14 protein-coding genes are annotated in these 14,075 nt (G+C 42.9%); 1 reads left to right on the top strand and 13 read right to left on the bottom strand.

Annotation, left to right across the window (positions count from 1 at the left end):
• Positions 1-19 precede the first annotated feature (19 nt).
• From PGH26_RS04490 to PGH26_RS04430, 13 genes are all read right to left on the bottom strand, one after another.
• On the bottom strand, positions 20-1,915 hold the full coding sequence (locus PGH26_RS04490) for a stage V sporulation protein D (RefSeq protein ID WP_323693464.1): 1,896 nt from the start codon (positions 1,913-1,915) through the stop codon (positions 20-22).
• A 76-nt stretch (positions 1,916-1,991) separates the two neighbouring features.
• The gene (locus PGH26_RS04485) at positions 1,992-4,154 is read right to left on the bottom strand and encodes a penicillin-binding transpeptidase domain-containing protein (protein WP_323692821.1); all 2,163 of its coding nucleotides are present in this window, start codon (positions 4,152-4,154) and stop codon (positions 1,992-1,994) included.
• Between the two features lie 38 nt (positions 4,155-4,192).
• Positions 4,193-4,561, bottom strand: coding sequence for a cell division protein FtsL (ftsL, locus tag PGH26_RS04480; protein WP_323692820.1), 369 nt, complete (start codon positions 4,559-4,561; stop codon positions 4,193-4,195).
• 17 nt (positions 4,562-4,578) lie between these two features.
• Complete coding sequence (gene rsmH, locus PGH26_RS04475; RefSeq protein ID WP_323692819.1) at positions 4,579-5,511, bottom strand: 16S rRNA (cytosine(1402)-N(4))-methyltransferase RsmH; 933 nt, start codon at positions 5,509-5,511, stop codon at positions 4,579-4,581.
• 48 nt (positions 5,512-5,559) lie between these two features.
• Entirely contained in the window at positions 5,560-5,991 is a 432-nt protein-coding gene (gene mraZ, locus PGH26_RS04470) for a division/cell wall cluster transcriptional repressor MraZ (protein WP_039041852.1), read from the bottom strand.
• Positions 5,992-6,172: 181 nt separating this feature from the next.
• Positions 6,173-7,780, bottom strand: coding sequence for a bacillithiol biosynthesis cysteine-adding enzyme BshC (gene bshC, locus PGH26_RS04465; protein WP_323692818.1), 1,608 nt, complete (start codon positions 7,778-7,780; stop codon positions 6,173-6,175).
• A gap of 86 nt (positions 7,781-7,866) precedes the next feature.
• Complete coding sequence (locus tag PGH26_RS04460; protein WP_323692817.1) at positions 7,867-8,259, bottom strand: DUF3397 family protein; 393 nt, start codon at positions 8,257-8,259, stop codon at positions 7,867-7,869.
• Positions 8,256-9,146 (bottom strand): 2-dehydropantoate 2-reductase, encoded by an 891-nt coding sequence (locus PGH26_RS04455; protein ID WP_323692816.1) that lies wholly within the window; start codon positions 9,144-9,146, stop codon positions 8,256-8,258. Before PGH26_RS04455 ends, PGH26_RS04460 begins: the two co-directional genes overlap by 4 nt.
• Before the next feature lie 58 nt (positions 9,147-9,204).
• Entirely contained in the window at positions 9,205-10,758 is a 1,554-nt protein-coding gene (locus tag PGH26_RS04450; protein WP_323692815.1) for an acyl-CoA carboxylase subunit beta, read from the bottom strand.
• Between the two features lie 25 nt (positions 10,759-10,783).
• On the bottom strand, positions 10,784-10,999 hold the full coding sequence (locus PGH26_RS04445) for a biotin/lipoyl-binding carrier protein (RefSeq protein ID WP_025785162.1): 216 nt from the start codon (positions 10,997-10,999) through the stop codon (positions 10,784-10,786).
• A 134-nt stretch (positions 11,000-11,133) separates the two neighbouring features.
• A complete protein-coding gene (locus PGH26_RS04440) occupies positions 11,134-11,889 on the bottom strand; it encodes an enoyl-CoA hydratase/isomerase family protein (RefSeq protein ID WP_323692814.1) in 756 nt (251 codons plus the stop codon).
• Between the two features lie 108 nt (positions 11,890-11,997).
• Entirely contained in the window at positions 11,998-12,171 is a 174-nt protein-coding gene (rpmF, locus tag PGH26_RS04435) for a 50S ribosomal protein L32 (protein WP_025785164.1), read from the bottom strand.
• Positions 12,172-12,195: 24 nt separating this feature from the next.
• The gene (locus tag PGH26_RS04430; RefSeq protein WP_323692813.1) at positions 12,196-12,729 is read right to left on the bottom strand and encodes a YceD family protein; all 534 of its coding nucleotides are present in this window, start codon (positions 12,727-12,729) and stop codon (positions 12,196-12,198) included.
• Positions 12,730-12,860: 131 nt separating this feature from the next.
• Here PGH26_RS04430 and PGH26_RS04425 point away from each other — a divergent pair, with 131 nt between their 5' ends.
• On the top strand, positions 12,861-14,075 hold the full coding sequence (locus PGH26_RS04425) for a nucleotidyltransferase (RefSeq protein WP_323692812.1): 1,215 nt from the start codon (positions 12,861-12,863) through the stop codon (positions 14,073-14,075).

The raw sequence follows: 14,075 nt of genomic DNA, 5'->3' as shown, positions 1-14,075 counted from the left end.
TTCAGTTGTGTTCGTGTGATTACTCTGTGTACAGGTGAATTACATCTTCTTCATTCACTACTGTTCCTGCAACAGGTAACTGCTTGCTGACTTTCTTGCCGTTTCCGTGCCATTCAATTCTTAGTGTGTATTGCTGCTTTGCAACTTCGTCTTTTGTCATGCCTTTTAAATCAGGAATTTCTTGTGTCAACGGGTCTCCCCATCGATATTCTTTTTCCACCTGGTCTTTTTGCGGTTCAATACTTGCCAGCGGTGCAATTTCTTCTATGATTCTTCCGACAATCGGTGCTGCAATAACACCGCCGAACTGAACTGAGTTTTTAGGACTGTCAATCGCTACATAGACCACTAGTTCAGGATCATTTGAAGGTGCAATTCCAATAAAGGAAACAATGTAGTCTCCTTCTTTATACTTTCCGTCTTGAACTTTTTGAGCTGTTCCTGTCTTTCCGCCTACTCGAATTTCATCGACAAAAGCATTGCGCCCTGATCCGTTTGCAACAACAGATTCTAGCGCTCTTCTAACTTCAGCAGATGTTTCTTCGCTAATGACTCGACGCTTCATCTCAGGTACGTATGATTGTGTTGCTTTCCCATCAGCGCCAATAATCTCTTTGACGATATATGGTTTGTACAGCATACCGCCGTTAACTGCCGCCGCTACTGCTTGCACTTGCTGAATCGGCGTTACTGCAATCCCTTGACCGAATGCTGTCGTTGCTTGTTCGACAGGTCCAAAAGCATTTTCTGCAAACAAAATTCCTTTTGCTTCGCCTGCTATACCCGATTCCGTCGATTCGCCAAAGCCAAAATCACGTATATAGGAAGAAAGTTTCTTTTCCCCCAGCCGGCGGCCGATTTCTATGAAGCCCGGGTTACATGAGTTTTCAACGACTTCTAGGAATGATTGATGGCCATGGCCTTCCCGCTTCCAGCATCGCAAGCGAGCTCCGCCTACCATAGTATACCCCGGATCATTGAAGGAATCATGGTCTAAGTCAATAACTTTTTCTTCCAGTCCTGCCGCTAATGTCATAATCTTAAATGTAGAACCCGGCTCAAATGTCATCCAAACCGGTAAATTGCGATTATAAATATCAGGATTCGCGTCCTGGTAGTTAGCTGGATCAAATGTTGGCGCTGATGCTAAGGAGAGCAGCTCACCTGTTTTCGGATTCATCACAATTGCAAGTGCTTGGCTGGCATCATATTTTTCCATGGCTTGCGAAAGTTCCCGTTCAACGATTTTCTGCATCTCTGCATCAATTGTCAAAACAACTGATGAGCCCTCTTTTCCATCTTTGAAATCATCATCTACATGCGGAAGCGGAACACCTCTTGCATCGGTATACATACGGATTCTATCCCCTGTTCCATCCAAAAAATCGTTGTATGCATATTCGATTCCGGCCAACCCTTTACCATCATATCCTGTAAATCCCAATAGACGTGACAGCAGTTCTCCATTCGGATAACTTCGCATGAAATCCACACCTGTATATAATCCAGGAATCTTCAACGCTGAAATCTCATCTGCTTGAGCTTTTGCAATATTTTTCCCCTCAGGCGCCAATTTGACCATATAATCTTTCTTACTCATTTTCTCTGCCAACTTCACTTGATCGACTTGTAATATCGGCGCAAGTTTTGCCGCTGCTTCTTCAGGGTCTGGGTTCTGAGCCGGCATGAAGTAAAGAGTTGGAGCGAGCTGGTTCCCGACAATTAATTTTCCGTTTCTATCCACAATTTCTCCTCGTACACCGCCAAAAGGAATTTCCCGATCCCAGTTTGCTTGTGCGCGCTCTTTTAGCCATTCGTGCTTAATGATTTGTGCGTGAAATAGCTTACCAACCGTTGCTCCGAGCAGCAGCAGAAAAATAATGAACACGGCCCGCAGTCTCTTTTTAGACCGCATACCGATGATTTCTTTCAAAGAGCTTCACACCTCTCGTTTTATAGCTAATTTATGAGAGAGTATGCTCAGCTATTCATCAACCGCCAATAATTTCAGGCTCTTCTTCTGATTCCGGCTTTGTTTGGTTGTGTTGTTCGGGTTCTTCCAATGTGATTACGATTGGATCATTATCCGAAACCGATGCTCCGCTTGAGAGACTTTGTTTTACAACGAATCCTTCTCCGTTCAATCGGATATCAAGACCCGAGAAGCTCTTAAACACTAACACTTGTTTTTTGGACCACCCCGTAAAATCAGGAAGAGTCGTTGCTCCAGAAGTTTTAAGAAGTACAAGCGAACCTTTTGTTAACTTCGTATTTACTGAAGGTGATTGCTCGGCAACTTCGCCCGGTTCCCCTACAACGATCGGTTTCAAGCCTGCTTCTGTTAAACTGGCAGTCACTTTTTCTGAAGATTCACCTGTATAATCTTTTAATTTCAATGATTCATCAGGCTGCACTGCATCAGGTGCAATATTTAAATACTTTAAACTGCTTTCCATTATGGAAGTGAAGATTTCAGATGTAGGATCTGATCCATATTGACCTGCTTTTAATTTCGGTTTTTGAACGAGTACATAAGTTAATAATTGTGGATCATCAATAGGTGCCATTCCCAGGAATGAATAAAGGTAGTTTCCATCTCCTGCAATATACCCTCCGCCAGATGTTTTTGGAATTTGGGCAGTACCGGTTTTCCCGCCTGCGTCATATCCATCTAGGGCGAACTTTTTACCCGTTCCATGTTCAGAAGTTATAACTGATTCCAAGATTTCTCGCACATGCTTAGCGGTCTTTTCACTAATTGGACTCTTCTTCTCAGCCGGTTCATGTTTTTCGACGACTTTGTCTGTATTCGGATCAATGATTTGGTCGATTACATAAGGCGTCATCATCTTTCCATTATTCGCGATAGCTGTTGCTGCCTGTACCATCTGAATCGGCGTTACAGTTGACCCTTGCCCATAGGAAGTTGTGAGTCGCTCACTTGGATAATTTGCCAGCAGAATGCCTGATGCCTCATTTGGCAGGTCAATTCCAACCTTTTTCCCAAATCCGAATTCCTCAAAGTATTCTATAAGTGTCTGGTCTCCCAATTTCTCTAGCAAATATGCCATTGAGACGTTGGATGACCTTTGAAATCCTTCAAGAAATGTGATCATTCCCCATCCAACTTTATTTACATCACGAATGGTTTGATCATAAATTTCATAGTGTCCTGATTTATAGTAAGCGTTGGGATCCCATTTGTTTTCTTCGATGGCTGCTGCAAGTGTAAACATCTTCATTGTAGAACCCGGTTCAAATGTTTCCTCAACAGCTTCATTGAGCCAATTCCCTGTTAATCCTTCACGTGTACCCGGATGGAAGGACGGACGCTGGCTCATGGAAAGAATCTCACCTGTTTTTGGATTCACTACAACTGCCAGCATTTTTTCAGGATGATATTTTTCTTCAGCACGATTAAGCGCATCTTCTGTAAAGTTTTCAATAGTTTTATCCAGCGTTAACTGGATCGTCTGACCGTCCTTGGGTGCTTCGATGTTCTTTTTGGAATCACGTAATTGAATTCCCCATCGATCCGTTTTAAAATCAGCTTTCCCGTCAGTTCCTGTCAGTTGTTTATTGTATGTCTTCTCCAGCCCCATCTTACCAACCGTTTTCACGTTTTTATCTTCATCTTCTTCCGGCATCGCAAAGCCTACTAAATACGATGCGAAATTCCCATTCGGATAAAGACGTTTTTTATCCTCAAAGAAACGGATGCCTGGCAAGTCTTCTTTTTTAATAGCATCTGCAGTCTCATTTGAAATGGAGCGGCCGGCTTTTCCGAATTCAACTTGATACGCCCCTTCTTTAGCGCCTGTGAATCGTTTTAGGATGGCTTCCTTGTCCATATCAATATACTTGCTCAGCACTTCTGCAGTATGTTCAAAATCTGTGACGTGCTGCGGTTTTTTAGAACCCTTACTCGCATCTTGACTAAGAACGGCAATCAGCCGATAGCTCAGTGTATCTGTTGCAATTACTTCTCCAGAACGGTCAACAATCTGTCCCCGATTTGCTTTTAATACACTTTCTCTTAAGTATTTCTGATCTGCCATTGCCGCTAGTGCCCGTCCATCTATTTGTCCGGTTATTTGAATTTGAAGCATTCTTCCGAACAAAAGGAAAAAGAGCCCTCCAAATAACAACAGCATTAGAAAGGCTCCACCTTGAAATCGAAATTTCTTTTTCTTCATCGTCCAGGCACGACCTTTACGTTACTTTCATTAAGATTCAAGCCAAGTTCTTTTGCTTTCTCCCAAATACGTTCATAAGTCGATTTCTCGCTTACTTGGTTGGACAATTCAATATTCTGTTTTGATGTTTCCTCGATTTTGTTTGAAAGAACGTGCATATCTTTATTTGTATCATTGATTTGAGCCTGTGTATGAAGCACCATCGTTGAAAACATCACAACTGCAGCAATGAATGCAACAGCTAAAAATTTTTCACCCGGCGAGAAAATCTTCCGGGTTTTCGGAGCAGGTATCGATGCCGGACTCGCTTGAGTTTCCTGTTCCGGTATGTAATTCGTTTGGATTTTGCGCTGCTCTAGAGCCATTCATCCTCATCCCCTTTTCATTTTCTTTCAGCTATTCGAAGCTTTGCAGATCGCGCTCGTTTGTTGACTTCTATTTCTTCTTCACTTGGCAAAATGGGTTTACGGGTAATTAATTTCAATTTGACGTCAAGCCCTTCTGGTATCACAGGCAAATTGGGAGGAAGCTCCGGTAAAGAAGAGGCTTCTTTAAAAATCGTCTTGCACAATCGATCTTCCAACGAGTGAAATGTGATTACACTGATCCGGCCTTTTGGATTAAGAAGCTCAATAGCGTCTGTCAGCGACGTTTCTGCTGCACCTAATTCATCATTGACTGCAATTCGAATCGCTTGAAACACTCGTTTTGCCGGGTGTCCGCCTGTTCTTCTTGCAGCGGCTGGAATACCTGTCTTAATAAGCTCTGCAAGTTCAGCTGTCGTCTGAATCGGTTTATCTGAACGTGCTTCTTCAATTTTGCGCGCGATGCTTTTTGAGAACTTCTCTTCTCCGTAGCGGAAGAAAATACGCAGTAAATCTTGATAACTCCATTCATTCACCACTTCAAAAGCAGTTAGAGGAGCTGTTGTATCCATTCTCATGTCTAATGGCGCATCATGATTGTAACTAAACCCGCGTTCAGGTGTATCTAATTGAGGGGAAGAGACACCAAGATCGTACAAAATTCCATCTACAAATTCTATATCAATTCTATGGAGTTCCTCTTTTAACTGACTGAAATTAGCATGAATGAACGTCACTCTATCCAAATACTCGGATAACGTCTGTTTTGCTGCTTCAATTGCAGTCATATCTTGGTCAAAACAAATAAGTCTGCCTTTTCCTGATAGCTGTTTCGCAATTTCTTTACTATGTCCAGCGCCTCCAAGAGTACAGTCGACATAGATCCCTTCCGGTTGTATAGAAAGGCCTTCTACAGCTTCGTGAAGTAATACAGTTGTATGATCGAACATGGGTACCGCCTGCTTTCTAAAATTAACGTCTAAAATCCAACCTGACTATCAAAAGTCAAAGTCCATAATGTTTTCTGCGATATCGTTAAAGGATTCCTCGGACTCCTCGTAATACGTCTGCCAATTTTCTTCAGACCATATTTCAAATCTCCCGGAAACACCAATAACCATGCAATCTTTAGAGATTTTGGCATAGCCAAGCAGTGAAGATGGAATATTAACACGGCCTTGCTTGTCCAGTTCAACTTCAGTTGCACCAGAAAAGAAAAAACGTGTGAATGCTCGGGCATCTTTCTTAGTCACGGGCAGCGCTTTCAATTTTTCTTCAAGCTTTTTCCATTCATTCATCGGATAACCGAAGAGACAATTGTCCAGGCCGCGAGTCAACACAAATCCATCCGCAAGATCTTCCCTGAATTTTGAAGGGATTATCAAACGGCCTTTTGTATCGATAGTATGCTGATATTCACCCATGAACATACCCTTCACCCCACTATATAAATTTAATGTACCACATCCCCCCACTTTCCTCCACCAATTTCCCAAATTGCAATGAAAATGTATCAATAGTACTTCATTTATTGAGATTGTGACATTCATTACAAAGAAAAGCATCCCAATTCGCACAGTGACTGCGCAATTAGGATGCTTTAAAAATAATTTATAGGCAGACGACAACATGCTGCCCGTTAATCGGTAAAGAAGCATTCAGCAAATCATCAATTAGTGATGGTCCATATACGTTTAAATACGGATATGGCGTATACGTACGCTCCTGCAGATTTCTTTCAGGACACAAATCGCCCTCAACTAAACTGTAGTTCCGAATCGCCGCCGCGTACTTCCTTAACAAGGCATCTTCAGATTTGTCTCGAAGATAGGCAAGCTGGCGCAAGTGATACGCACGATTTTTCTCAGCAAGACTTTTCAGGTCCTTATCAGAAATATGCTGCTCAATTTTGTTGTATTGTTCCTGAATCACGTTTTCAGTTTCTTGAAGTAACTGTTCAAGTTTGACGTCTTTTTGTTCATCTAAAAATTGTGCCCGTCTGCTAATCACTTCGCCAGTCATCACTTGATTCACGGTCAACTCTGATTTCTTCAATGCATGCTGTGTTTCAGAAGTAACCAACGTTATCGAAATTCTAGGAACTAGAATTGGCATTTTCATTTCTAAATGGTTAAAAGCATCTTTTAACAAAGACCAATACGCGATTTCACCAGGTCCTCCAACAAATGCGAGAACAGGAAAAACCATATCTTGCATTAATGGTCTCGTAGCTACATTATTGCTTAACTTCCATGGCATCTGCTCAGCAATGGCAATAAGTTCTTCAGCCGTGAACCGAAGACCAGCTGTCTCATTTACAAACACATCATCTTTTCTGCTCAATAACACCCTGCCTGTTTCATGTACGTAAAATAAATGTGCCGCATTCTCTGCAGCTTGAATTGGTGTTCCGAATCCCTGCTGTTCAAATAACCGTTCTTTCAATGAAATCTTTTCAGCAATTGTTTTAGACTCTGTAATCAGTTTTTTGAAATAGCCGGATTCCAGCTGACGCAACGTCTTGTCAGCTGAATCGATGAACAACAGTCCGTGTTTTTGGAATAGGTTGTTCATTAATCGAACGAAGAATTTTGTAAATGTGTGCTCTTGTTCTGCAGAAGAAAGCACTTCTTCCAATAATTCTTTTGTATATGCTGTTTCCTCGTAATCACGAAATACTAAACGAATGTATTCCGCCATTTGTTCTGCATCATACTCAGTATCCGATGCCATCGACTTTAAAACATAACGTTCCGGATATTGCTGTTTTACGGGACGGCCATCCTGCTCGGTAAAGATATGATTGATTTCTTCTATATCATGGTCTTCACCCGCCACCCAAAACACCGGGATAACTGGAACACCTAATTCTTTTCGCTGTTGTTTTGCAAGCAAAATAACTGTAATCGCTTTATGAACGGAATAGAGTGGTCCCGTCAAAAGTCCAGATTGCTGTCCGCCCACAACGGCCACTCCATTGTCGGAAAGCTCATCTATATGAGCAGCGGCAGCATCTGAAATCCCGAATGGCTCCATAAATGACCGGATTGTCCTGGCAAGCTCCTGTCGCTGATACGAACGTTTTTTCAATTCAGCGAGTCGCTGTGTATAACTTTCAGCGCTAAGTGTATAGTCATAGAACGTTTTGTTGAACTGTGCGTCGTGTTCATACGCTTCCATAACGGCGCTTTTATGTACGTTTTGTGATGCAATTTCCATCGTTTAAGCCCCTTTTTCACCAACTGTTTATGGATTGAGTATATCACTCCATTGTCGTTGTTTAAAAACATACGCTTAATAATCAGCTATACTTTTAAAAATTCCGCCACTGTTTTTGCAACACCTGATAAAAGCAAGACAATGTAGAGCAATGACAGTATTAAAAACAGCATTCTCCATAGATTGCGCAGCATATTCTGGACTCTGAATTCTTTGCTGCGAATTCTTTCTGCTACCGCAAAACCAATTCCAATTATGAGGACACCTGCTATTATGGTGATTCCGGCGTGAATTTCTAAAATCATTCTGAGTAAGACGATTACGGACAATAACAAAAAAGGCACCGTTACATCTGCTGCAATACGAAATGATTTTACAGAAGAACGCCCGCTCAGTTTTACCATTACGAACAAAGCAACTGTCAATACATATGGCACGATGACGATTAATGACAACAAGAATTGTACGATTTCTTTCACACGTCATCTTTCCTTTCATCCATTGCTTTCAACAGTCTTTCCAACACCTTGAGTGTAGGCATACATTCACCTTTCCCCTCAAGAATTGCACTTACAATTGTGTCAATCTCCATCGGTATGCCATTATCCCGATCGGTAAGCATGGAGGATCTGTTGTCTGAAGTATTTCTGCACACTTTTTCCACGTCAGAAAAAGCCAATGTTTTTACTGTTTCTGGATATCCTGATGCAAGTTCACTATAAACTGCCTCCATGAGTGCATGTGCGGTGATATTTGTGAGTAATTCTCCATTCTTCAGCTCCAATAGCGCTGTTAAGGGATTAATACAGCAATTTATAATTGCCTTTCTTAACAACATCGAGTGTGCGTCTTGTTCTTGCACAATAGGAAACATGGAAGAGCTAGCTTCAAATAAGCGGGAAGAACCTTCCTGATTTCTGGTAAGAGCAGCAATTCTCATAACACCGACTCCGTTATGAATGACAGTATGATCGTCAACTTTTCCTGCACCATGCGTGAGTGATGCAATTGAAACAGAAGATATTGAGACAGAACGTGCAAGGTCATAGTGACGCATTCCATTTTGGATAAACATCAAATGGCCGGGAAGCTTAGCGAATTCCAATTGCTGCACGACACCTCTTAAATCCTTGGATTTTACAGCAAGAATCCAGAATGCATTCTTCGGAGCATGTGCTATGTCTGAAAATGCATGAACACGGAACGTACTCACACTGCCATTATGTATTCTTTTTACGCCATTGTCGATTAAGTCTGCAGCTTGCTCATTTCGTCTCGTTAAAAACGAAACTGATATTCCTGATTCAGCTAAGTAGGAACCAATTAAAAGTCCCATCGCTCCTGCACCTGCAATCACAACTTCCATTCTCTCCCCCCTTATCAAGAGAAAAGTCCGCCCAGCAGGCGGACAATACTCGTATCACTTAAACTGGATAAACCGGGTGCTTCCGAGGCGGCTGTGGAATATTCTTTGTACTGTATAGTTCAAAACGCGCAGCAAGGACTGCTCGCAAATCGGAAGGTTTCACGATTTCATCGATAATCATTTCTGATGCTAAACGATAAATATCGATCTCTTCTTTGTATTCCTGCTGTTTTTCCAGTACGTATGCACGTCGCTCTTTCGGATCTTCAATCGCTTCAATCTTGTTTGAATAGACCGCATTCACAGCAGCTTCTGGCCCCATAACTGCAATTTGCGCCGTCGGCAGTGCGATACAAACATCCGGTTCAAAGGCTGGACCTGCCATTGCGTACAGTCCAGCACCGTATGCTTTGCGAACGACGACTGAGATTTTCGGCACAGTCGCGGAGCTCATCGCCATTATCAGTTTCGCCCCATGCCGGATTATCCCTTCTTTTTCCACTTTAGTCCCGATCATGAACCCAGGGACATCTGCTAGAAATAGCAAAGGAATTGAAAAAGCATCACAAAGGTTAATGAATTTGGCGCCTTTGTCTGCAGAGTCGACAAACAACACGCCGCCCTTTGCTTTCGGCTGGTTTGCTATAATTCCCACAGACTTCCCGTTAATACGCGCAAGCCCAGTAATCAATTCTGGAGCAAACTTCTTTTTCACCTCAAAGAAACTTCCCTCATCAATCAGCACATCCAACGCTTCATACATATTGAACGGTGCATTTTGATTTTCAGGAATGATTTCTTCCAGTGTTCGTCCTGCTTTTGCCTCAACAGGTTCTGCTATAGGTGCAGGCTCTGTAAAGTTTGCCGGGAAGAACGCAAGGTAGCGTTTCGCTTCAGAAATCGCCTCTTCTTCGTTCTCTGCCAGTACATCTCCGCATCCACTGACAGTGCAATGCATTTCTGCACCGCCCATTTCCTCTAACGATACTTTCTGTCCAATGACCTTCTCAGCCATTCTTGGCGAACCTAAATACATCGAAGAATTGCCCTTAACCATTATTACAAGATCACAAAATGCCGGTATGTAAGCACCGCCAGCAGCTGAAGGACCGAACAGCACACAAATTTGAGGAATGAATCCAGAAAGCCTCACTTGATTGTGGAAAATCCGCCCTGCCCCTCTGCGGTTCGGAAACATATCCAGCTGATCCGTAATACGGGCTCCTGCTGAATCGACTAAATACAACATTGGAACGCGATGCATTTCAGCCGTTTCTTGTATTCTAATAATTTTTTCTACTGTGCGGGATCCCCACGAACCCGCTTTGATCGTTGAATCATTCGCCATAACGCAAACTGTTTGGCCGCCAACCTTCCCCATTGCGGTGACGACACCATCCGCAGGCAAGTCACCCGCTTCACAATTCGCAAAACGTCCATCTTCTGTATATTCACCATCGTCAAACAGTAACTCCAGACGTTTCCGAACAAAAAGCTTTCCTTGCTGAGCAGCTTTTTCATGATATTTCGGCTGTCCGCCCGAAAAAATCTCCTCGAGCTGTTGTTCAAGTTTATGATTATACCCCTTTTGTTCTTCTGTGTGGTTTGTCATGTGAACTCCCCCTTCGTTAATCCGCTTATCCTTCGAACGTCAGAATAAGGTCCCCTTCGTCAACAAAGTCCTCTTCCTTAACAGCGATAGACGCCACTTTTCCATCCATTTCAGCTTCAACAGGAATTTCCATTTTCATTGATTCAAGGATAACAACGACATCCCCTTTTTTCACTTCTTGCCCAACTTCAACTTCAATTGTGAAAACTGTTCCTGTCATTGTAGAAAGTACTTGTGCCATATTGTTTTCCTCCTCAACTTTTGCTTGCTGCAGATAGATGATTTTCAAATATCTATTTACTAGTTTATCTGAACAATGAAACCGTTTTCAACTATTCATTTATCTTTTGAATATTCAAATTATATATTCAGCATTTATCGGTTGCGAAATTGACGCACAGCTGCATGATGTGCTTCGGATTCCCAGAGGATTGAACACTGATTGCATTCTTCCATCATCCTGCTCTTCAAGTCTGACTGTTCCCATTTCCGTACAGCAATTGCCTTGTAAGCCCGTAAGACATCGGACTCTATATTTGCAAATTTCGCTAAAAACTGATCTAGTGCTGCCTGTTTGTCATCTTCATAAAGTTCAGTGATCCAGCCCCATTTAGCGAGTGCTTCAGCTGTATGAAGCTGCGCACGAGTCAATAGCTGAAGGACATGACTATGCCCGGACTCTTTTTCATAAAGCAGCGATGCCCCGCCCCAGCCAGTGGTAATTGCAAGCGTTCCTTGGATGAATCCTGCTTTGACACCGGACTTCATCAGTCTGTAATCACATGCCGCTGCAATTTCGCAGCCTCCCCCAACTGCAGCTCCATCCATTAGTGCTAGTGTTGGTACAGGTAATGTTGCAAGCCGATACAATAGCTCTGTCATTCTAGAAAGCATCGGAAGCGCCTGCGCAGATGTTTCTAACACATGGAACTCACTCAGGTCACCGCCTGAACAAAATGCTTTGCCGCCAGCAGATGTGATGACTCCCCATTTCACTGATTTGTTCTGCTCAATCTGAGCAATGAATTGTTCAAGACCTTCCATCACTTCATGATTCACTGCATTCCGGACTTCAGGTCGGGTAATTGTGAATGTCACGACTCCCTGATCGGATGTAATATTGAATGACATGACACAGCCTCCTAGATTTTTATGTACAAAAAAAGACTACCGTGACCCATGGTCTCACGGTAGTCTTTAGATAGCAATAGCTATCAGGGAGTTGCGGCAGAATCTTGCTTATTCGCCTACAACGACTTTCCCTTTGTATTGACCGCATGACTTACAGATGCGGTGTGCCAATTTCATTTCACCACAGTTTTCACAAGTTGTCATACCAGGTACTTGTAACTTGTAATGTGTACGGCGCATATTCTTTTTGGTTTTAGATGTTCTTCTCTTTGGTACTGCCATTAGAGGGCACCTCCTTTATTTCGACTAGTCGTTATCGGATTCAAAAAATCTTGCTAAGCCTGCAAGTCTAGGATCCGTTTTCTTATCCTGTTCTTCTGTCAATTGGAGATTATACTCTTCGTCAGTCGCGTAGGACCAACCCGTGCCGGAGGCTTCCGTCATGGTATCCGCATCGTCACAGTAAACCTGCAACGGTACTTCCAGAAGAATGAGCTCTTCAAAGATCGGCATTGGATCGACGACGTCCCCCGTAATCGGATGGATTTCATCGTCTTGCGCTAATACGTCTTCATCCCAACTGTACTGTTCGTCCGACTCAATCGAGAACGGAAAATGAACATCTTCCCATGTGCGGGCACATGGCAAGGTCAACGAACCTTCCAAATGGAAGTGAAACGAGATCTTTTTAGAACCAACTGTACAACTTCCTGTTAACTGAACAGGTGAAATCGCCCGGATTTCCGGGTTTCTTTCCCTTACAGATCCTAAATCAACCACTTCGTCAAGCGGCATTGCTCCCTGCCTGAACTTACGCAATTGATGAATTGACCATTTCATGCCTATCACCTCAAGACAACACTTTTGATTATATAGCGGATAAAAAAAGATGTCAAGATATTTTCTTGTCACTTAATCGCTTAGTTCATTATACTAAACGAAAGAAAAACTTCAAACAGGAGTGATTTTCCATGAAAGCTGTCGGCATCGTCGTAGAATATAATCCTTTCCATAACGGCCACTTGTACCATGCTGCCTCTGCAAAAGCTCAAACTGAATCTGATTTAGTCATCGCTGTCATGAGCGGTAACTTTCTTCAACGCGGTGAACCTGCATTGGTCGACAAATGGACACGCACTGAAATGGCGCTTGAAAACGGAGTAGACCTCGTTTTCGAATTGCCTTATGAGCGCGCAACCTCAAATGCTTCTTCGTTTGCATCGGGTGCTATCCAGCTTTTAGATGCTGCTGGCTGTTCCAGTTATTGTTTCGGGAGCGAGAACGGGTCTATCGTTCCATTCACGACTACACTAAGCCGGATCGCCTCGGTTCAAACACAGTATGACGAACTTATCCGTAAGTATATTCAAGAAGGGATAAGTTACCCTAAAGCGTTAAACCGTGCATACTCCGCGCTTATTCGTTCCACTGCAAACGAACAAGAAACAGTAGATTTATCATTACCGAACAACATACTTGGTTTTCACTATATGGAAGCCGCTGCAAACATAGGCTCTTCTATGAAACCAGCCACTCTCCCGCGTCTGGGAGCGGGGTACCATGATGATGTGAAACATGGCACTCCGATTGCCAGTGCAACGGGAATCCGAAAAGAGTTTTTTGAAACTGAGAGCACAGAGCCTATCCAGCAGTTTGTCCCTAATTCTGTTTATAATTCCTTAAACAATTGGATTATTGAGCGTACCTCTTTTGGCAGCTGGGATGTTTTCTATCCGCTTCTTAGATTCCAAATTCTTCGCAGCGGACCCGAACACCTTGCCGCTATTGCAGATGTTACAGAAGGCATCGAAAATCTTTTATACAAAGCAGCCAGACAAGCTGAGACATTCCAGCAATTCATGGCTATTGTAAAGTCTAAGCGCTATACATGGACACGCATCCAGCGCATGCTCACTCACATCTACACCGGCTTCACATACAGCCATCGGGCATCCATGCCTGCTCCCGACCATCTGCGTCTGCTCGGAATGACACGTGCAGGTCAAAGCTACTTGAAAGAAATGAAAGAGAATATGAAATTGCCTGTAGTAAGCCGGCTCGCCAATTTTAATAGTGCATCTGCAGACTTCTCGTCTTCTGTTTCGGATTTATATGCATTCGGAATCAATCCAATTCATCCATCATTAGGATTGGATTATCGAATTCCTCCAATCCGTAAAGACTGA

It is taken from the genome of Sporosarcina jeotgali (genome assembly GCF_033304595.1).
In the GTDB taxonomy this organism is placed as follows: domain Bacteria; phylum Bacillota; class Bacilli; order Bacillales_A; family Planococcaceae; genus Sporosarcina; species Sporosarcina jeotgali.
Note: the sequence above shows the minus strand (reverse complement) of the source record. Positions and strands in the feature narration are given on the sequence as shown.